Origin of the sequence: Rhodoblastus sp. 17X3, from assembly GCF_030056575.1 — a bacterium.
Classification (GTDB): domain Bacteria; phylum Pseudomonadota; class Alphaproteobacteria; order Rhizobiales; family Beijerinckiaceae; genus Rhodoblastus.
Map to the genome: position 1 here is coordinate 155,657 of NZ_JASHHX010000005.1, position 19,620 is coordinate 175,276.

Below are 19,620 nucleotides of genomic sequence, written 5' to 3' on the forward strand. Positions count from 1 at the left end.
GAGACGGGCGGAAAAATCGACAGTCCCGCCGAGAGGCCTGAGGCTTCCGCCTCACGCCCGGGCTTTTTCTTCCGCCGCCATGAATTGCGCGCGCGCCAGAGCGGCGAAGCGGCCGTTCTGCGCCACCAGCTCGTCGAAACCGCCCTGTTCGACGATCCGGCCCTGATCGAACACGAAGATCCGGTTGGCGCTGCGGATCGTCGCCAGCCTGTGGGCGATGACGAAGGTGGTGCGGCCTTTGGTCGCGGCTTCGAGCGCAGCCTGCAATTGCTTCTCCGTCGCCGCGTCGAGCGCCGAGGTCGCCTCGTCGAAGATCATGATCGGCGGGTCTTTCAGCAGCGCGCGGGCGATCGAGACGCGCTGGCGTTCGCCGCCGGAGAGCGAGCGCCCCCGCTCCCCGACCATGGTCTTGATCCCATCAACCTGCCGCGTCACGAAATCGCTGGCCTGCGCGCGCTCCAGCGCCAGAGCCATCTCGGCGTCGGTCGCGTCGATCTTGCCGACGCGCAGGTTCTCCTCGATGGAGCGCGCGAACAGCATCGGCTCCTGAAACACCACGCCGATGTTGCGGCGCAGGGCGAGCAGCTTCATGTCGCGAATGTCGATTCCGTCAATGCGGATCGCGCCGCCCTGCGGATCGAAAACGCGATGCAGCAGACTGAGCGTGGTCGATTTGCCGGAGCCAGTCGCGCCGACCAGAGCCACGGTCTCGCCCGGCCGCACTGTGAAGCTGACGTCATCGACCGCCTTGCGGCGCTGGTCATAGGCGAAGGCGACATGGTCAAACGACACTTCGCCGGTGAGGCGGCCGGGATCAACGGCGTCAGGCTTGTCGGCCACGCTCGGCGCGGTGTCCATGACCTCGAAGAAGTCGGCCATTTTCGGCGCCTGCATGAAAAGATAGTTCACGAAGCCGACGACCTGCTCCAGCCGCGCGATAAGCATGGTGGCGAAGTTCATGAAGGTGACGATCTCGCCGATGGTCGCCAGCTGCCGGAAATGCAGCCAGACGCCGATGACGAAAATGGAGAGCAGCGTCAAGGTGGCGGAAGCGCGGGTCGCCACCGCCGCCAGCGCCCACCAGGACAGCACGGGAAGCTGCGCCGCCAGCACCTGATCGATGATCTGCCGGATGCCGCGCGATTCGCTTTCCACCCGGGTGAAGGACTGGATCACAGGGACATTGCCAAGCACGTCCGACGCGCGCTCCGCCAGTTGCGCATTGCGCACTTCGACCTGCGCCTGCAAGCCTTCGGTCCGGCGCAGAACGAAAACGGTGAGAAGGCCGAAGAAAATCACCAGCACGACCAGCACCGAAGCCAGCCGCCAGTTCACGAACAGCGTCGCGGGCAGGAGAACGAAGAGCGCAACCATCGAGGCGCAGTTTTCGCGAAAGAAGGACAGCCAGATGCCGGCCATCCCGCTGGCGCCTTCCAGCATGATTTTCAGCAGCCGGCCGGAATGGGTCGCGCCATGGAAGCTCAGCGGCAGTTCGAGCAGATGGTCGAAGAAATTGGCCATCACCGCGAGGCGGCGGCGATGCGACAGCCTGTCGGCGTAAAGCGCCACGACCACCGCCGCGAGAATCGAGAACAGGCCGAAGCCGACCCAGGCGCCCATCAATGGCGTCAGTTCTGGCCAGGTCGGATCGCGCTGCTGAGCCTGCGCCCCGGTCAGCTTGTCGATAATCCGCCCGAACAGCACCGGCTCGACGAATTGCGCACAGGCCAGCGCCAGATTGGCGAAGACAAGCAGAAGGGCGAGGCGGCGCTCAGGGATAAGCTGCGCGAGGACGCGGCCATAGATTTTCAGGACGAACATGGCGGCGGCGAATCCAGACAAGAATGCGGAACTATAGAATGTTTTTTGTCGCTGTCGCCCGCCAAGCCCCCGGCAGACGCGGCGTCAATGTTTGAAATCCCAATCCCTGGAACTTTCAATCCCCGGACAGCCTGGAGCCGCCGATCGCGCCCAATATGCCGCCCACGATGCTGGACGCGAGAGCGCCGCCGCCGGTGCTTTCGCCACCGGAATTTCCCGGCAGATAGCGGCCGATTTCCTCGGCCAGATTCATGATCGGCATGCTTTGCAGGGCGATATGGCCGGGTCCCGTGAGTGTCGCCAGGAACAGGCCCTCGCCGCCGAACAGGATATTGCGGAAGCCCTTGACCATCTGGATGTCATAGGACACCGACGGGTCGATCGCTCCCACATGGCCGGCGTTGACCAGCAGGCGCTCGCCCGGCGCGAGATCGCGTTCGACCACTTCTCCGGAAAGATCGAGCCAGACCACGCCCGGCCCCGTCACGCGCTGGAGGATGAAGCCTTCGCCGCCGAACAGACCGGCGCCGAATTTCTGCTGCCAGGCCAGCTCCAGCCGCACGGAGATTTCGGCGCAGAGGAAGGTCTCCTTGCGGCAGATCAGGGACTGCCCGTCGCGCAGCGTCAAAGGGAGGATCGTGCCGGGAAAGCGCGGCGCGAAGGCGACATGGCCCTCGCCGCGCGAGCGGAATTCCGTGACGAAGAAGCTGCCGCCGCCGAAAGTCCGCTGCAGGCCGGCGAAAAAGCCGCCGCCGGTATTGGTGTCCATCTCGATGGCGTCGTTCATCCAGCACATGCTGTTGGTCTGGCTGTAGACCGTCTCGCCGGGGGCGAGGTCGATCTCCAGCGTTTGCAGCAGCGCGCCGGATAGACGATAGCGCATCGCGGGGCCTCAAATGGTCTGGTTATAGGCGCCGACTTCCGGGTTCTCGCGCAGAATGGCGTCCACCGCCTGGAACATGGCGTGGAGGTTTTCCTTCGACGCCGGGCTTTCCACCACCACGACCAGTTCCGGCTTGTTGGAGGACGCGCGCACAAGGCCCCAGGTGCCGTCCTCGACCGTGACGCGCACGCCATTGACCGTCACGAGACTCGTGATGCCCTGGCCGATGATCTTCTCGCCCGCCGCCTGCATGGCCTGGAAACGCGCGACGACCTTGTCGACCACGCCATATTTCACCTCGTCGCCGCAATGGGGCGACATGGTCGGCGAACCCCAGGTCTTGGGCAGATCGGCGTAAAGTTCGGCCATGCTCTTGCCCGGATTGCGGTCGAGCATTTCCAGCACATGCACCGCCGTCAGCAAGCCGTCGTCATAGCCGCGCCCGACCGGGGCGTTGAAGAAGAAATGGCCGGACTTCTCGAAACCTGCCAGGGCGTTGAGATCATTGACGCGGCGCTTGATATAGGAATGCCCGGTCTTCCAGTAATCGGCCGTCACGCCCTGGGCTTTCAGCACCGGGTCGCTGGCGAACAGCCCGGTCGATTTCACATCGACGACGAAGGTCGCGTCCGGATAAAGTTTTGAGAGATCGCGCGCCAGCATGACGCCGATCTTGTCGGCGAAGATTTCCTCGCCAAGATTGTCCACCACGCCGCAGCGGTCGCCGTCGCCATCGAAGCCCAGACCGACGTCGGCGCCCGTCTCGCGGACCTTGTCGGCCATGGCGTGCAGCATTTCCAGATCTTCGGGATTGGGATTGTAGCGCGGGAAATTATAGTCCGGCGTGATGTCGAGCGGGATGACTTCGCAGCCGAGGCGCTCCAGCAAGGCGGGCGCGAAAGCGCCGGCGGTGCCATTGCCGCAGGCCGCGACCACCTTCATCTTGCGCGTCAGTTTGGTGTGGCTGGCGAGATCGTCGAGATAGGTCTTGCCGAAATCCTGCACATATTCATAGGAGCCGCCGGAGCGCGACTGGTAACGGCCGTTCAGCACGATGTCACGCAACCGGCCCATTTCGTCCGGGCCGAAGGTCACGGGGCGCTGGGCGCCCATTTTCACGCCGGTCCAGCCATTGTCGTTATGCGAGGCCGTGACCATGGCGACCGCCGGGCAATCCAGCGCGAATTGCGCGAAATAGGCCATGGGCGACAGGGCGAGGCCGATGTCCACCACCTCGACGCCGCCCGCCATCAGGCCGCAGATCAGGGAATGCTTGATCGAGGCCGAATAGGAGCGGAAGTCGTGGCCGGTCGCCAGACGCGGCTTGACGCCCATCTCGTGCAGCAAGGCGGCGAGGCCCAGCCCCAGGGCCTGGACGCCCATCAGGTTGAGTTCGGAGCCGAACAGCCAGCGCGCGTCATATTCGCGGAAGCCGGTGGGCTTCACCAGCGGCAGGCGCTCATATTCGAACGTGTTCGGCGTGAGAACGGAAACGGGCTTGGGGAACATGGGGCTACTCGCGACAAGAGCCGCCCTCGCGGGACGAGGACGGCGGAAAAGGCGGAAAAGGTCAGGCGCGGTGATAGACGTCCTCGAGGCGGACGATATCGTCCTCGCCGAGATAGGAGCCCGTCTGCACCTCGATCAATTCGAGATCGATCTTGCCGGGATTGACCAGGCGATGGACCGAACCCATCGGCAGATAGATCGACTCGTTCTCGTGAATCATCGTGACTTCGTTGTCGCGCGTCACTTCCGCCGCGCCCCGCACCACGATCCAGTGCTCGGCGCGATGATAATGCTTCTGCAACGACAGCTTGTGGCCAGGCTTGACCACGATGCGCTTGACCTGATGGCGCTCGCCGCCGTCGATCGACTGGTAATAGCCCCAGGGCCGATAGACCCGGCTATGTTCCTGCGCCTGCTTGAGCTTGCGGCGCTTCAGCTCCTCGACCAGCTGCTTGACCTTGTCGCCATATTGCGCGCCGAGCACCAGAACGGCGTCGTCCGTGGTCACGACGATCACGTCGGAGACGCCGAGCACGGTCGTCAGGCAATCGTCCGAGCGAATATAGACATTGCCGGCGTCCATCACGACCCCATTGCCGCGCACCGCATTGCCATTCTTGTCGCGGTCCGACAATTCCCACACCGCTTGCCAATTGCCGACGTCCGACCAGCCGATGTCGGCCGGAATGACCGCGGCATGGTTGGTGCGCTCCATGACCGCATAATCGATCGAGGTTTTCGGCGCGCGGCCGAAGGCGTCCTTGTCGAGCGCGAGAAAGCCGAGGTCGCGGCCGGCCCTGGCGAAGGCCGCGGCCGCGGCGGCAGCGATTTCCGGCTCGAAGGCCTCCAACTCGCCGCGCATGACGTCGGCGCGGAAGAAGAAATTGCCCGAATTCCACAGATAGCCGTCCGCGATATAGCGTTCGGCGGTCGCAAGATCCGGCTTTTCGACGAAGGCCTCGACCTTGGCGACGCCAGCGTCGGGCAGGACCAGGGCGCCCGGACGAATATAGCCATAGCCCGTCGCCGGATGGGTCGGCTTGATGCCGAGCGTCACGATGAAGCCCTTGTCCGCGGCTTCGCCCGCCTTGCGGCACAGGGCGCGAAAGGCGTCGACATCGCGCACGGCGTGGTCGGCGGCGAAGATCGCGACGACGGCGTCGCCGGCGCGCTGGCTTGCGAATTCGCAGGCGACCGCGACCGCGGCGGCGGAATCGCGTCGCTCCGGCTCGAGCACGATGTCGCCCGAGACGCCGATCTGCTTCATCTGTTCTTGAACAAGGAAGCGATAATCATGATTGGTGACGACCACAGGTTCGTCGAAAATTTCCGGGTCCAGCCGCAGCAATGTTTGCTGGAACGTCGATGTTTCGCCCAGCAGGGCGATGAACTGCTTCGGCATTGTTTCACGCGAGGCCGGCCAGACACGCGTGCCCGCGCCGCCGCACATGATGACCGGAATGATTTTCTTCATGCGACCCCCGAAAAAACTGTTCTGTCATATCGCCGATCGGCGAGAGCTGAACTGAACATTAGCCAAGGCGGCGCACGGACGGAACCGGCCACACCAATATTTAACTAACGAAAGGCAACCAGCACGGCGCCGCCCGCGATCAGCGCGACCCCGAGCCAATTGACCGCCGACAGCCTCTCGCCAAGAAAAGCCGCGCCGAACAGGGCGACCAGCACGACGCTGAGCTTGTCGATGGGCGCCACCCGGGCGGCGTCGCCCAGCTTTAGGGCGCGAAAATAACACAGCCATGACGCCCCGGTCGCCGCGCCGGAAAGACCAAGAAAAAGCAGCGTCTTAGGGGGACGACTCGGCGATTGGAGCCGTCCCGTCGCCGCCAGCAGGAGCGTGAGAAGGCAAACGACCACGATGGTGCGCGCCAGCGTCGCAAGGTCGGAATCGACGCCTTCGACGCCGATCTTGGCGAAAACCGCCGTCAGGGCGGCGAAAGCCGCCGAGAGCAGGGCCCAGAAGGCCCAGCCGCCCACAAAAGGCGCCTGATCCACTTTCATTCCCCCTCGCTTTCGGCCAGCAGCCGCGCCTGATGGTCGGCGATGAGCGGATCGAGAATTTCGTCGAGCGCCTCGCCCTCGATCACCTTGTCGATCTTGTAGAGCGTGAGATTGATGCGGTGGTCGCTGACCCGCCCCTGCGGGAAATTATAGGTGCGGATTCGCTCGGACCGGTCGCCTGAGCCGACCTGCTGCTTGCGGTCGGCGGCGCGGGCGTCGTCCAGCTTCTGGCGCTCCATGTCGAACAGGCGCGAGCGCAGGATATCCATGGCCTTGGCCTTGTTGCGATGCTGCGAGCGCTCCTCCTGCATCATCACCACAATGCCGGAGGGAATATGCGTGACGCGAATCGCCGATTCCGTCTTGTTGACATGCTGGCCGCCGGCGCCGCCCGCGCGCATCGTTTCGATGCGCAGATCGGCGTCGTTAATCGCGAGATCGACCTCCTCAGCCTCCGGCAGCACGGCCACGGTCGCGGCGGAGGTGTGAATGCGGCCCTGCGTTTCCGTCGCCGGCACGCGCTGTACGCGATGGGTTCCGCTTTCGAACTTGAGCCGGGCGAAAACGCCCTTGCCACGCACCTGCGCGATAATTTCCTTGAAGCCGCCCGCCGTTCCCTCGCTGGCCGAAATCAGCTCCATGTTCCAGCCGCGCCGCTCGGCGTAACGCTGGTACATGCGAAACAGGTCGCCCGCGAACAGGGCGGCCTCGTCGCCGCCAGTGCCGGCGCGGATTTCGAGAATCGCGCCTTTTTCGTCTGCGGAATCGCGCGGCAGCAGGGCGAGGCGCAGTTGATGCTCGGCTTCCGTCAGGCGGCTTTTCAGTTCCGGCAGCTCGTCCTGAGCCAGGGCGCACATTTCGGCATCGGTCTGGGGGTCGGCCGCCATTTTCTCCAGATCGGCAGCTTCGCGTTCCAGAGCCCGAAAGGCGACGATCGCCTGCGCGACCGGCTCCAGTTCGGCCAGTTCGCGCGAAAGCGCGGAGAAGGACGAGGAATCGACCCCTTCCGACAGGCGATGGCCGATTTCTTCGTGACGGCGCAGGATGAGATCGAGTTTTTCGGCGGGCAGCATGGCGATGTTCCGGCGACGCGGAGGGCGTCACGCAAGTCCGGGAAAGGGAAAGACAGGCAAGCCCGCTAAAGCGGCGCGCCCTGCTTTTCGGCGAAAGCCTGCAGCTCCTGACGAACGCAGACGCAGTCGTCGGGCTTGTCGACCATCGGCATCAGGAATTCGCGCGTCGCGCGCAGGTCGACCGCCCGCAGCGCCGCCTTCACCGGACCAATCGCCGAGGGCGTCATGGACAGGCCGCGATAGCCGATGGCGGCGAGAGCGATCGCCTCCAGCGGCTTGCCGCCCATTTCGCCGCAGAGATTGACCGGCCTGCCATGCCGGTCGCCGGCGTCGACAATGGATTTCAACGCGCGGAGATTGGCCGGCGACAAGGTGTCATAGCGCACCGAAACGCGCTTGTTGTCGCGGTCGGCGGCGAAAAGATATTGGGTGAGATCGTTGGAGCCGACGGAAAGGAAATCCGCCAGGGCGCAGATTTCGTCGAGCTGCCAAAGCAGCGACGGCACCTCCACCATCACGCCGAGCTTCAACTCCGTCGGCAATTGATAGCCATGGCGGCGCAGGAACTCGAATTCCCGCCAGGCGATGGCCTTGGCCTGCGACAATTCGGCCGTCGTCGCCACCATGGGAAACATGATGCGCATTTCCTGGCCGGCGCCGGCGCGCAGGATGGCGCGCAACTGAATCCGCAACAGCCCCGGCCGATCGAGCCCAATGCGGATCGCCCGCCACCCAAGCGCAGGATTCTCCTCCTCCATCTTGGCCATATAGGGCAGAACCTTGTCCGAGCCGATGTCGAGGGTTCGGAAGGTGACCGGACGCCCGTCCGCCGCCTCGATGACCTTGCGATAGAGGGTATATTGCTCGGAGAGGCGCGGGAAACTCGGCGCCACCATGAATTGCAGTTCGGTGCGGAACAGGCCGATCGATTTCGCGCCGACCTCGGTGGCGTGCTGGCAATCGATCAGCAGTCCGGCGTTCATGTGAAGGCCGATCTCGACGCCGTCGCGGGTGATCGCCGGAACGTCGCGCAGCTTGTGATATTGCTCCTGGCGCCGGGCGCGCAGCCGCGCCTTCTCGCCATAGGCCGCCTCGACGTCCGACGGCGGACGCAGCTGTACTTCGCCTGAGCCGCCGTCCACGATGATGGCGTCGCCGGTTTCTACCAGATCGGTCACATTCGGAACTTCGCCGATCGCCGGCACTCCGAGCGCGCGGGCGATGATGGCGACATGGCTGGTCGGGCTGCCGTCTTCCAGAATGAGGCCGCGCAGATTGGCGCGGTCATATTCGAGCAGGGCCGCCGGCCCCATGTTGCGCGCCACCAGAATGGCGTTGGGCGGCAGGACGCCGCCATGCGCCGGGCCCGCGCCCGTCAACTGGCGCAGCAGGCGATTGGCGAGATCGTCGAGATCGTGAAGGCGCTCGCGCAGATAGGGGTCGGTCTGCCGCTGCAGCTTGGCGCGGGCGTCGTTCTGAACGCGCTCGACCGCCGCCTCGGCGGTGAGGCCCGACTCCAGCGCTTCGCGCAGGCGGCGCAGCCAGCCCCGGTCATTGGCGAACATGCGCACGGTTTCGAGCACGTCGCGATGTTCGCCCATGCCATAACGGTCGCCGCGCGCGACAAGCTGGTCGATCTGCTCGCGCATGGCCTGGATCGCCGCATCCAGCCGACGCATTTCCGCCTGCGGATCCTCTGCGACCAGTTGCTTGACCACGATGCGGGGCTCATGCAGCACGGCATGGCCGAGGCCGACGCCTTCGCTGAGCGGCGCGCCCTTGAGCGCCATGGGCTTTTGCAGGCTGAAGCTCTGGCCCGGCTGGGCGAGCGACTGCAATTCGCCGGAGGCGATCATCTCGGCCAGCAGCATGGCCGTCGTCTGCAGCGCCTCGACCTCTTCCTCGGAATAGGTGCGGCGGGCGCGGTTCTGCACGACGAGAACGCCAAGCGTGTTGCCGCCGCGCAGGATCGGCACGCCGAGGAACGATTGATAGATTTCCTCGCCCGTTTCGGGGCGATAGGAGAAGGCCGGATGGGCCTGGGCGTCGGCGAGCGCCAGCGACTCCGCTTTTTCCGCGATCAGGCCGACGAGACCCTCGCCCGTGGTCATGGTGGTGAGATGGACCGCCTCGCGGTTCAAGCCCTCGGTGGCGTAAAGTTCGAGCTTGCCATCCGAGCGCGCCACATAGACCGAACAGACTTCGGCGACCATGTTGGCGGCGATGTGAATGACGATCCGGTCGAGACGCGCCTGCGCATTCACCGGCTCCGCCATGACCTCGCGAAGCCGGCGCAGAAGCAGACGGGGTCCGCCCAGAGCGCCGCGCATATTTTTTCCCTATTTAGGACGGCGCGAGTCGCGCCATCCACGATTGATCTGGCGATTCGCCCGCCGGAAGTTTCTTACATCCCCGATGGGATGCAAGGGCTGGACCGCAGGCGCGGCCGTTCATGGCCTATGACGGCGCTTCGTCGCGACATTGTGTCGTCGCGAACAAATTTCCGTCAAGCGCAGCGGAAATTTCCTGTCTTAGGCCTTATCCAGCCCGTACAGCGAATGCAAGGTGCGCACAGCCAGTTCCGTATAGGCCGCATCGATCAGAACGGAGAATTTGATCTCCGACGTGGTGATCGCGCGAATATTGACGCCCTTTTCCGCGAGGGCGCGGAAGGCGGCGGCCGCGACGCCGGAATGGCTGCGCATTCCCACGCCAATTGCCGAAACTTTCACCACATCGGTCGAGGCCTGCAACGTCGAGAAGCCGATCTCGGCTTTGGCGCCTTCCAGGATCGCGCGGGCGCGCTCGAATTCGGCGGCGGGAACCGTGAAGGTGATGTCGGTGGTCTTGGCGTCGTCGGAGACGACCTGGATGATCATGTCGACATTGACATTGGCTTCGGCGAGGGGCTGGAAGATCGCCGCCGCGACGCCGGGCTTGTCGGCCACCTTGCGCAAGGTGAGCTGCGCCTCGTCCTTGGAAAAGGCGATTCCGGTCACGACCTGCTGTTCCACAATATCCTCCTCGTCGCAAATCAGCGTGCCAGGCTGCGGATTGGCGGGATCGTCGAACGAAGACCGCACGAAGGTCTTGACGCCATGGATCATGGCCATTTCAACCGAGCGCACCTGTAGCACCTTGGCCCCGAGCGAGGCCATTTCCAGCATTTCCTCAAAGGCGATCCGGTCAAGCCGGCGCGCTTTGGGCACAACGCGCGGATCGGTGGTATAGACGCCGTCCACATCGGTATAAATATCGCAGCGATCCGCCTTGATCGCCGCCGCGATGGCCACGGCGCTGGTGTCGGAGCCGCCGCGCCCGAGCGTGGTGAGCCGCCCCGTCGCCGGGTCGATCCCCTGGAAACCGGCGATCACCGCGACTTCCTTGCGGGAAAACGCTTCTCCCAGATTCGCGCCATCAATGCGGGCAATTCGCGCAGCGCCATGGGCGCCATCCGTCTCGATCGGAATTTGCCAGCCCTGCCAGGAACGCGCCGGAATGCCCATTTCCTGCAACACGATGGCCAGCAGTCCGGAGGTCACCTGTTCGCCGGAGGCGACGACGGCGTCATATTCGCACGGATCGTAATGCTTGTCCGCGTCGTTGACCCAGCCGACCAGCTCATTGGTCTTGCCCGACATCGCCGAAACGACCACCGCGACCTCAAATCCCGCTTCGACTTCGCGCCTGACGTGACGCGCCACATTGCGAATGCGTTCGATATTGGCGACCGACGTGCCGCCGAATTTCATGACCAGACGCGCCATAATGTCCTAAAGTCGCTCAGTGAAGTGATCGCTCGTCTTCCGCGGCGCCAGACCTCGGGGAGGGGCCCAGGGCGCCATCGTCCCGGGGGCTTTTCTTTCGCTTCCGCTCGTGAGAAAGACCAGGAACCGCGCCCCGCGCGCGAGGCGGCTATACATGACGGGACGAACGGATTGTGTCAACGTGTCACGAGAGAGTTTGGAGCGCGGCATGACGGAATTTCGCAGCGCCGAGGCCGGCAGCGTCAATGCCGAGGAACTGGCGCGTTTCGCCAAGCTCGGCGACGCCTGGTGGGACCTTGAAGGGCCGCAACGGGCGCTCCACAAGCTCAACCCGATTCGCATCTCTTACCTGCGCAATCTCTTCTGCAGCCATTTTCCTGACGGCCAGAGCCCGCGCGACCGCAAGGCCGAACAACCACTGCGAGGACTGCGAATTGTCGATCTCGGCTGCGGTGGCGGCCTGCTGTCGGAACCCCTTTCCGCTCTTGGCGCCAAGGTGACGGGCGTCGATCCAGCCGAGGAGAATATCGCCGCCGCGCGCCGCCACGCCGTGATCGCCGGGCAGGACGTCGACTACCGCGCAACCACGGTCGAGGCGCTGGCGGAAACGGGCGAGACCTTCGACATCGTGCTGGCGATGGAAGTCCTCGAACATGTCGCTGACGTGAAGGGTTTTCTGACGGCGGCCGCCGCTCTGGTTCGTCCGGGCGGACTCTTCGTCGGCGCCACCTTGAATCGCACCTTGAAAAGCTATGCGCTGGCGATCGTCGGCGCCGAATATGTCCTGCGTTGGGTCGAGCCCGGCACCCATGACTGGACCAAATTTCTCCGCCCCGCCGAGATGCTGGCGCCGCTCAAATCGGTGGGACTGACGGAAATCGACCGCGCCGGAATTGTCTATCATCCGCTCGGCGACGAATGGCGGCTCTCCGGCGATCTCGACGTGAATTACATGATCGCGATGGCGCGCGACGCATGAGGCCGCCAAAAAGAAAAGCGGCCCTGATTGGGCCGCTTGAGCGCAGACGTGCTGGAGGCGTCAGGCCGCGACGGCGGCTTTCAGCTCGTTCAGCTGGTCGAGCTTGTCCGCCGCGAGCTTCTGGGCTTCGTCGGACGTCGCGTCGGCCAGATCTTCCTCGGCGTTCTTGATTTCCTGAGCCAGCCGCGCCGAATCGAACTGCTCCAAAGGAGTCGCCTGTTCGGCGAGAAGGGTCAGTCCGCCCGCCGCGACATCGGCAAAACCGCCGCGCACGAAGAGCTTGCTTTTCTTGTTGGGCGCTTCGTCGATCTCGACAATGCCCGCCTTGAGGACAGTCATGACCGGCGCATGGTCCTTCATGACCGTGAACTGGCCTTCGACGCCGGGCACGACCACGGCTTCGACTTCGCCCGAAAACAGCAGTTTTTCCGGCGAGACGAGCTCGAAGTGAAATGTCGCCATAAAACTCTCCAAACCTGGGCTTGCGCCGCCCGCCCGGACGACGGGCCGTCAGGGCGCCGGCGGCGCTGACGCCGCCGGACGATTTCGATGATCAGGCCGCCTGGGCCGCCAGCTTCTGAGCCTTCTCGATGGCTTCGTCGATCGAGCCGACCATGTAGAAGGCCGCTTCCGGCAGATGGTCGTACTGACCTTCGACCAGACCCTTGAAGCCCTTGATGGTGTCGGCCAGCGACACCAGCTTGCCGGGGGAGCCCGTGAAGACTTCCGCAACATGGAACGGCTGGGACAGGAAGCGCTCGATCTTGCGAGCGCGGGCAACGGTCAGCTTGTCTTCTTCCGACAGTTCGTCCATGCCGAGAATGGCGATGATGTCCTGCAGAGACTTGTAGCGCTGCAGCGTGGACTGCACCTTGCGGGCGATGTCGTAATGCTCTTCGCCGACAACGAGCGGCGACAGCATGCGCGAGGTGGAGTCGAGCGGATCGACCGCCGGATAGATGCCCTTTTCCGCGATGGAGCGCGACAACACGGTCGTGGCGTCCAGATGCGCGAATGAGGTGGCCGGCGCCGGGTCGGTCAAGTCGTCGGCCGGGACGTAAATCGCCTGAACCGACGTGATCGAACCCTTGTTGGTGGTGGTAATGCGTTCCTGCAGCATGCCCATGTCGGTGGCAAGCGTCGGCTGATAGCCCACCGCCGAGGGAATGCGGCCGAGAAGCGCCGACACTTCCGAACCCGCCTGCGTGAAGCGGAAGATGTTGTCGACGAAGAACAACACGTCCTGGCCCTCGTCGCGGAAATGCTCGGCGACAGTCAGGCCGGTCAGCGCGACGCGGGCGCGGGCGCCCGGAGGCTCGTTCATCTGGCCATAGACCAGCGCGCATTTCGAGCCGACGGTCGAGCCGTCGTTTTCCTTCGGGTCCTTGTTGACGCCGCCTTCGATCATTTCATGATAAAGGTCGTTGCCTTCGCGGGTGCGTTCGCCGACGCCGGCGAACACCGAATAGCCGCCGTGGGCCTTGGCGATATTGTTGATCAGCTCCATGATCAGCACGGTCTTGCCGACGCCCGCGCCGCCGAACAGGCCGATCTTGCCGCCCTTCGCGTAAGGAGCCAGGAGGTCGACCACCTTGATGCCGGTTTCGAGGATTTGGGCTTCCGTCGCCTGATCGGCGTAGGAGGGCGCCGGCTGGTGAATGGCGCGCATGCCGTCGTTCGGAACCGGACCGGCTTCGTCCACCGGCTCGCCGATGACGTTGATGATGCGGCCGAGCGTGCCCAAGCCCACGGGAACCATGATCGGCGCGCCAGTGTCGCGGACCGGCTGGCCGCGAACGAGGCCTTCGGAAACGTCCATGGCGATGCAGCGCACGGAATTTTCACCGAGATGCTGGGCCACTTCGAGAACGAGGCGATTGCCGTTGTTCGAGGTTTCCAGCGCGTTCAGGATTTCGGGCAGGTGACCGTCGAACTTGACGTCGACAACCGCGCCGATGACCTGCGTGACGTGGCCCGTAGGCAAAGAGGCTTCAGCCATTTTTCGTCCTCACATTACTTAATGACGGTCAGAGCGCTTCGGCGCCCGAGATGATTTCGATCAGTTCCTTGGTGATCATAGCCTGACGCGAACGGTTATAGATCGTCGTCTGCTTCTTGATCATTTCGCCGGCGTTGCGCGTGGCGTTATCCATGGCGCTCATGCGCGCGCCCTGTTCCGAGGCGGCGTTTTCCAGCAAGCCGCGGAAAACCTGCACGGAAATATTGCGCGGCAACAGGGTCGCCAGAATTTCGTCCTGGCCGGGCTCATATTCATAAGCGGCCGTGGAGGCTTCGCCGCCAGCCGGAACCTCGGCCGGAATCAACTGCTGAGCCGTCGGGATCTGCAGAATGACGGAGCGGAACTTCGAATAGAACAGCGTGGCGACGTCGAACTCGCCCCGGTCGAACATGGCGATGATCTTCTTGCCGATCGGATCGGCGTTTTCAAAGCCGATCTGGCGCAGCGAGCGCAGGTCGATCAGATCAACGATCTGCTTCTCGAACTGGCGGCGCAACTGATCATAACCCTTCTTGCCGATGCAGAGGATCTTGACCGTCTTGCCTTCGGACTGGAGGGCGAGGATCCGTTCACGCGCCAGGCGCACGATCGAGGAATTGAAACCGCCGCACAACCCGCGCTCGGCCGTGGCGACGACGAGGAGATGAACCTCGCTCTTGCCGTTGCCCGTCATCAAAGCGGGGCCGTCGCCGGAAACGCCGGAGGCGAGATTGGCCAGAACCGCGTCCATGCGCTCGGCATAGGGGCGCGCGGCCTCGGCCGCCTGCTGGGCGCGACGCAGCTTCGCCGCCGCGACCATCTGCATGGCCTTGGTGATTTTCTGCGTCGCCTTCACGGAGGCGATGCGATTGCGAAGATCCTTCAACGAGGGCATGTTTTGTCCGCTCGACTTCCGCCCCTTTCGCCATCTTTGGCGTCAGGAACGTTCCAGGAGGCGAGCCCGCAGTCTGGGACGGCGGGCTCGATGCGAAATCAGGCGAAAGACTTGGTATAGCTTTCGATGATCGACTTCAGCTTCGCGGCCGAATCGTCGGAGAGATCCTTCGAGGAGCGGATCGCCTCCAGCAGATCGCCGTGGCTGGTGCGCAGCAGGGCGAGAAGACCGTCTTCATAGGCCTTGATGCGGTTGACCGGCAGCGCGTCGAGATAGCCATTGACGCCGGCGTAGATCACCGAAACCTGCTCTTCCATCTTCAGCGGCGAGAACTGCGCCTGCTTCAGCAGTTCGGTCAGGCGCGAACCACGGTTCAGCAGGCGCTGGGTGGTGGCGTCGAGATCGGAGCCGAACTGGGCGAAGGCCGCCATTTCGCGATACTGGGCCAGCTCGCCCTTGATCTTGCCCGCGACCTTCTTCATCGCCTTGGTCTGCGCCGAGGAGCCGACGCGCGACACCGAGAGGCCGACGTTCACGGCCGGGCGGACGCCCTGATAGAACAGGTCGGTTTCAAGGAAGATCTGGCCGTCGGTGATCGAGATCACGTTGGTCGGAATATAGGCCGACACGTCATTGGCCTGCGTTTCGATCACCGGCAGCGCGGTCATCGAGCCGGCGCCATTGGCGTCGTTGAGCTTGGCGGCGCGCTCGAGCAGGCGGCTGTGGAGGTAGAACACGTCGCCGGGATAGGCTTCGCGGCCCGGCGGGCGGCGCAGCAGCAGCGACATCTGACGATAGGCGACGGCCTGCTTGGTGAGATCGTCATAGACGATCAGGGCGTGCATGCCGTTGTCGCGGAAGAACTCGCCCATGGCGGCGCCGGCGAAGGGGGCCAGGAACTGCATCGGGGCCGGATCGGAGGCGGTGGCGGCGACCACGATGGAATATTCCAGCGCGCCCTGCTCTTCGAGAACCTTCACGAACTGGGCGACGGTAGAGCGCTTCTGGCCGACCGCGACATAGACGCAGTACAGCTTGGCGCTCTCGTTGGAGCCCTGGTTGATCGACTTCTGGTTCAGGATGGCGTCGAGCGCGACGGCGGTCTTGCCGGTCTGGCGGTCGCCGATGATCAGTTCGCGCTGGCCGCGGCCGATCGGGATCAGGGCGTCGATGGCCTTGAGGCCGGTCGCCATCGGCTCATGGACCGACTTGCGCGGAATGATGCCGGGGGCCTTGACGTCGACGCGCGAGCGCTTGACGGCGTTGATCGGACCCTTGCCGTCGATCGGATTGCCGAGGGCGTCGACGACGCGGCCCAGCAGGCCGTAGCCGACGGGAACGTCGACGATCGAGCCGGTGCGCTTGACCGTCTGGCCTTCCTTGATGTCGCGGTCGGAACCGAAAATCACGACGCCGACATTGTCGGCTTCGAGGTTCAGCGCCATGCCCTGAATGCCGTTTTCGAACGACACCAGCTCGCCGGCCTGGACGTTGTCGAGACCATAGACGCGGGCGATGCCGTCGCCGACGGACAGGACCTGGCCGACTTCCGTGATTTGGGCTTCATTACCGAAATTCGCGATTTCGCTTTTCAGAATCGCGGAAATTTCTGCGGCGCGGATATCCATCAGCCGACCTCTTTCATACGTGTGCGGAGCGAGTTGAGCTTGGTTTTGAGCGAGGCGTCGACCATGCGCGAGCCAAGCTTGACGACGATGCCGCCAATGATCGAAGGATCGACATTGACGTTGACCTTGACGGTCTTGCCGCCCGAAACCTGACGCAGCGCCTCTTCAAGCGCGGCGGAATGATCGGACGAAAGCGGCGCGGCGACGGTGACGTCGGCGCGGGTGACGCCCTTCGCCTTGTCGTTCAGCGCGAGAAAGGCGCGAATCATGTCGGGGAGAACGAAGAGGCGGCGCTTGGAGGCCACCAGCTTGATGAAATTGGCGGTGACGCCGCCGAACCCATATTGGTTCAGAAGGGCGGTGACGGCCTTGAGCTGCTCTTCGGCGGAAAAGACCGGGCTGGCGACCAGGCGCTTCAGGTCCGCGCTCTGGGCGATCATGTCGCCGAAATTGCGCAGGGCGTCGGCGACAGCGTCGGCGACATTTTGTTCCTGCGCGAGACTGAACAGGGCCAGGGCATAGCGTTCCGCGACGCCGGACGTCGGATTATTGGAGTCGTCGACTTCAGCCACGCGGAAAAGCTCCCTTTGGATCGGACGACCATCCGCCCTCGAACGGTCCGGCGCGACGCGCCGCATCATCTCCAAGGGCTGAACTGGCTGGAAACGGAGAGTGGCGAAAGCCTGTCTCCCCGAAAGGCGCGGCTGACGTAACATAGGGCGCCAGTCGGCGCAACCCTGACAGACGCGGCGAAAGTAAGGCTTTGGGATAATTTACAAATGGATTCGCTAAAAACTCTCTTAGAGAAAACTCTGCGGATCGACGTCCACCGCGACCCGCACGCCACCTTTCGGCCTTGGCGCCGCAGCGAGCATCCGCCGCAAAAAACCCTGCAAATCCGCGCGACGCGGCGATTTGACGAGCAGCCGGAAGCGGCTCCTTCCACGCAGCACCGCGAGCGGAGCCTCGGCGGGGCCGAGCAAGATGATATCCGAATCCGGCGATGCGTTTTCGCTGCGCGTCAGAGCCGCCGCGCGGGCCAATTCGCGCGCATGCGCCTCCGTCGCCGCACGATCCGGCCCTGAGACGACGAGCGCCGCGAGCCGGCCGAACGGCGGCAGCCCAGCCTCGCGCCGCGCCTGGGTCTCCTCGCGATAGAAGCGTTCGAAATCGCCGGAAATGAGCGCCCGCAGGACGGGATGTTCCTTTTGCCATGTTTGCAGATAGGCGCGTCCCGGCTGCTCGCCGCGTCCTGCGCGGCCCGCGACCTGGCTGAGCAGTTGGAAGGTCCGCTCCGCGGCGCGCGGATCGCCATTGGCGAGGCCGATATCGGCGTCGACCACGCCAACCAGCGTCAGATGCGGGAAATTATGGCCCTTGGCGACAAGCTGGGTGCCTATGACGAGATCGAATTCTCGATTTTCCACCGCCTGCAATTCGCCACGCAGCCGCTCGATCCCGCCCGGCATGTCGGATGACAGCACGAGCCGCCGCGCATCCGGGAACAGCTCGGCGGCCTCTTCGGCGACGCGCTCGACACCCGGGCCGCAGGCGGTGAGCGAATCCGGCGATTCGCATTGCGGACAGATGTCCGGCCTGCGCTCGACATGGCCGCAATGATGGCAGGCCAGCGCGCGGCGATAGCGGTGCTCGACCAGCCAGGCCGAGCAATTGGGACATTGGAACTTGTGGCCGCAGGTCCGGCACAAGGTGAGCGGCGCATAGCCGCGCCGGTTGAGGAACAGCAGAGCCTGTTCCTTGCGCGAAAAGCACTCGCGCATCGCATCGGCGAGCCGGGGCGCGATCCATTTGCCGCGTGGAGGAGCTTCCCGTCGCAGGTCGATCGCCTCCATCTCGGGCAGCTGGCGACCGGCGAAACGGCTGTCCAGCCGCAGCCAGCCATAGCGTCCCTGGCGGGCGTTCTCGCGCGTTTCGATCGAAGGGGTCGCGGAAGCCAGCACGATGGCTGCGGAATCCTGCCGCGCCCGCACCACCGCCATGTCTCGGGCGTGATAGGCGACGCCGTCCTCCTGCTTGTAGGCGGCCTCGTGCTCCTCATCGACCACGATCGTCCGCAGGCCCGCGAAGGGCAGGAACAGCGCCGAGCGGGCGCCCGCCACCACCCGGACCTCGCCCTCGGCGACGCCGCGCCAGACCCGCGCCCGGCGACGCGGCGAAACGCCGGAATGCCATTCCGCCGGCCGCTCGCCGAACCGCTTGGCGAAACGTTCGAGAAACTGCCCCGTCAGCGCGATTTCCGGCATCAGGATCAAAGCCTGTCCGCCGGCGCGCAGCGCCTCGGCCACGGCCTCGAAATAGACTTCCGTCTTGCCGGAGCCGGTAACGCCTTCGAGCAGGACCGGCTTGAAATGGCCGGCGCCGACAGCCTCCCGCAGCGCCTGCGCGGCCTCGTCCTGCGCGGCGGAAAGGTCCGGCGCGCAGAAATCGGGATCGGGCCGCGCGCCCGGCGTTTCGGGCGGAAGCGCGACCGCCTCCAGCGCGCCGTCATCGATCAGCGCGTCGACGACGCCGGACGACACCCCCGCAAGCCGCGCCAGCTCGGCCTTGGTCGCCGTGAGATCGCCGATCAGGGCGGAAAGCACGCGCAGGCGCGCGGGCGTCGGCCGTTTCGGCGTGGCGCCGGTCGCGCGGACGCCAATGCGGGTCGGCTCGTCCTCGGCGTCTTCCGCCGCGCGGGTCGCCATGCGCAGCACCATGCCGCGCGGGGCCAGCGTCCAGGCTGCGACCCAATCGAGGAAGGCGCGCAGTTTTTGCGGCAGCGGCGGCAGGTCGAGCCGGGCCGAAACGAGCTTGAGATTTTCGCGCGCGTCGCGGCGCAAGGCCCAGACAACGCCGAAGGCTTCGCGCGCACCCAGCGAGACCTTGACGAAATCGCCTTCCGCCAAGGCCATCCCGTCCGGGATGCTGTAGGAATAGGGATGGTCCACCGCGACCGGGACCAGCACGTCGGCGACGTCGCCCCGGTTTTCCGCGCCGCTTTCAATCATGCCACCGACCCGTTTGGCGGCCCGCTTCGCAACGCC

The 19,620-nt window shown here is 64.6% G+C and carries 15 protein-coding genes; 1 reads left to right on the forward strand and 14 read right to left on the reverse strand.

What is annotated here, in order from left to right:
• Nucleotides 1-51 precede the first annotated feature (51 nt).
• From QM467_RS07340 to QM467_RS07375, 8 genes are all read right to left on the reverse strand, one after another.
• On the reverse strand, nucleotides 52-1,821 hold the full coding sequence (locus QM467_RS07340) for a glucan ABC transporter ATP-binding protein/ permease (RefSeq protein WP_283365655.1): 1,770 nt from the start codon (nucleotides 1,819-1,821) through the stop codon (nucleotides 52-54).
• Between the two features lie 115 nt (nucleotides 1,822-1,936).
• Nucleotides 1,937-2,704 (reverse strand): TIGR00266 family protein, encoded by a 768-nt coding sequence (locus QM467_RS07345; protein ID WP_283365656.1) that lies wholly within the window; start codon nucleotides 2,702-2,704, stop codon nucleotides 1,937-1,939.
• Nucleotides 2,705-2,713: 9 nt separating this feature from the next.
• The gene (locus QM467_RS07350; protein WP_283365657.1) at nucleotides 2,714-4,213 is read right to left on the reverse strand and encodes a phosphomannomutase/phosphoglucomutase; all 1,500 of its coding nucleotides are present in this window, start codon (nucleotides 4,211-4,213) and stop codon (nucleotides 2,714-2,716) included.
• 61 nt (nucleotides 4,214-4,274) lie between these two features.
• Nucleotides 4,275-5,687 carry a mannose-1-phosphate guanylyltransferase/mannose-6-phosphate isomerase gene (locus QM467_RS07355; protein WP_283365658.1) on the reverse strand — a complete coding sequence of 471 codons (1,413 nt, stop codon included), beginning with the start codon at nucleotides 5,685-5,687 and terminating at the stop codon, nucleotides 4,275-4,277.
• 104 nt (nucleotides 5,688-5,791) lie between these two features.
• Nucleotides 5,792-6,235: an EamA family transporter gene (locus QM467_RS07360; RefSeq protein WP_283365659.1), complete on the reverse strand. Its 444-nt coding sequence runs from the start codon at nucleotides 6,233-6,235 to the stop codon at nucleotides 5,792-5,794.
• Entirely contained in the window at nucleotides 6,232-7,314 is a 1,083-nt protein-coding gene (gene prfA / locus QM467_RS07365; protein ID WP_283365705.1) for a peptide chain release factor 1, read from the reverse strand. Before prfA ends, QM467_RS07360 begins: the two co-directional genes overlap by 4 nt.
• A gap of 59 nt (nucleotides 7,315-7,373) precedes the next feature.
• On the reverse strand, nucleotides 7,374-9,638 hold the full coding sequence (gene ptsP / locus QM467_RS07370; protein ID WP_283365660.1) for a phosphoenolpyruvate--protein phosphotransferase: 2,265 nt from the start codon (nucleotides 9,636-9,638) through the stop codon (nucleotides 7,374-7,376).
• Between the two features lie 201 nt (nucleotides 9,639-9,839).
• On the reverse strand, nucleotides 9,840-11,075 hold the full coding sequence (locus tag QM467_RS07375; protein ID WP_283365661.1) for an aspartate kinase: 1,236 nt from the start codon (nucleotides 11,073-11,075) through the stop codon (nucleotides 9,840-9,842).
• Between the two features lie 208 nt (nucleotides 11,076-11,283).
• Here QM467_RS07375 and ubiG point away from each other — a divergent pair, with 208 nt between their 5' ends.
• Nucleotides 11,284-12,054 (forward strand): bifunctional 2-polyprenyl-6-hydroxyphenol methylase/3-demethylubiquinol 3-O-methyltransferase UbiG, encoded by a 771-nt coding sequence (ubiG, locus tag QM467_RS07380; protein WP_283365662.1) that lies wholly within the window; start codon nucleotides 11,284-11,286, stop codon nucleotides 12,052-12,054.
• 60 nt (nucleotides 12,055-12,114) lie between these two features.
• Here the strand turns inward: ubiG and QM467_RS07385 are convergent, their stop codons facing one another.
• From QM467_RS07385 to QM467_RS07410, 6 genes are all read right to left on the reverse strand, one after another.
• Entirely contained in the window at nucleotides 12,115-12,516 is a 402-nt protein-coding gene (locus QM467_RS07385) for a F0F1 ATP synthase subunit epsilon (protein WP_283365663.1), read from the reverse strand.
• Nucleotides 12,517-12,607: 91 nt separating this feature from the next.
• Nucleotides 12,608-14,053: a F0F1 ATP synthase subunit beta gene (atpD, locus tag QM467_RS07390; RefSeq protein WP_283365664.1), complete on the reverse strand. Its 1,446-nt coding sequence runs from the start codon at nucleotides 14,051-14,053 to the stop codon at nucleotides 12,608-12,610.
• Between the two features lie 28 nt (nucleotides 14,054-14,081).
• On the reverse strand, nucleotides 14,082-14,948 hold the full coding sequence (locus QM467_RS07395; protein WP_283365665.1) for a F0F1 ATP synthase subunit gamma: 867 nt from the start codon (nucleotides 14,946-14,948) through the stop codon (nucleotides 14,082-14,084).
• 98 nt (nucleotides 14,949-15,046) lie between these two features.
• Nucleotides 15,047-16,576 carry a F0F1 ATP synthase subunit alpha gene (atpA, locus tag QM467_RS07400; RefSeq protein ID WP_283365666.1) on the reverse strand — a complete coding sequence of 510 codons (1,530 nt, stop codon included), beginning with the start codon at nucleotides 16,574-16,576 and terminating at the stop codon, nucleotides 15,047-15,049.
• Nucleotides 16,576-17,148, reverse strand: coding sequence for a F0F1 ATP synthase subunit delta (locus tag QM467_RS07405; RefSeq protein ID WP_283365667.1), 573 nt, complete (start codon nucleotides 17,146-17,148; stop codon nucleotides 16,576-16,578). The genes atpA and QM467_RS07405 overlap by 1 nt, the downstream gene beginning before the upstream one ends.
• A 228-nt stretch (nucleotides 17,149-17,376) precedes the next feature.
• Nucleotides 17,377-19,584 carry a primosomal protein N' gene (locus tag QM467_RS07410; protein WP_283365668.1) on the reverse strand — a complete coding sequence of 736 codons (2,208 nt, stop codon included), beginning with the start codon at nucleotides 19,582-19,584 and terminating at the stop codon, nucleotides 17,377-17,379.
• Nucleotides 19,585-19,620 lie beyond the last annotated feature (36 nt).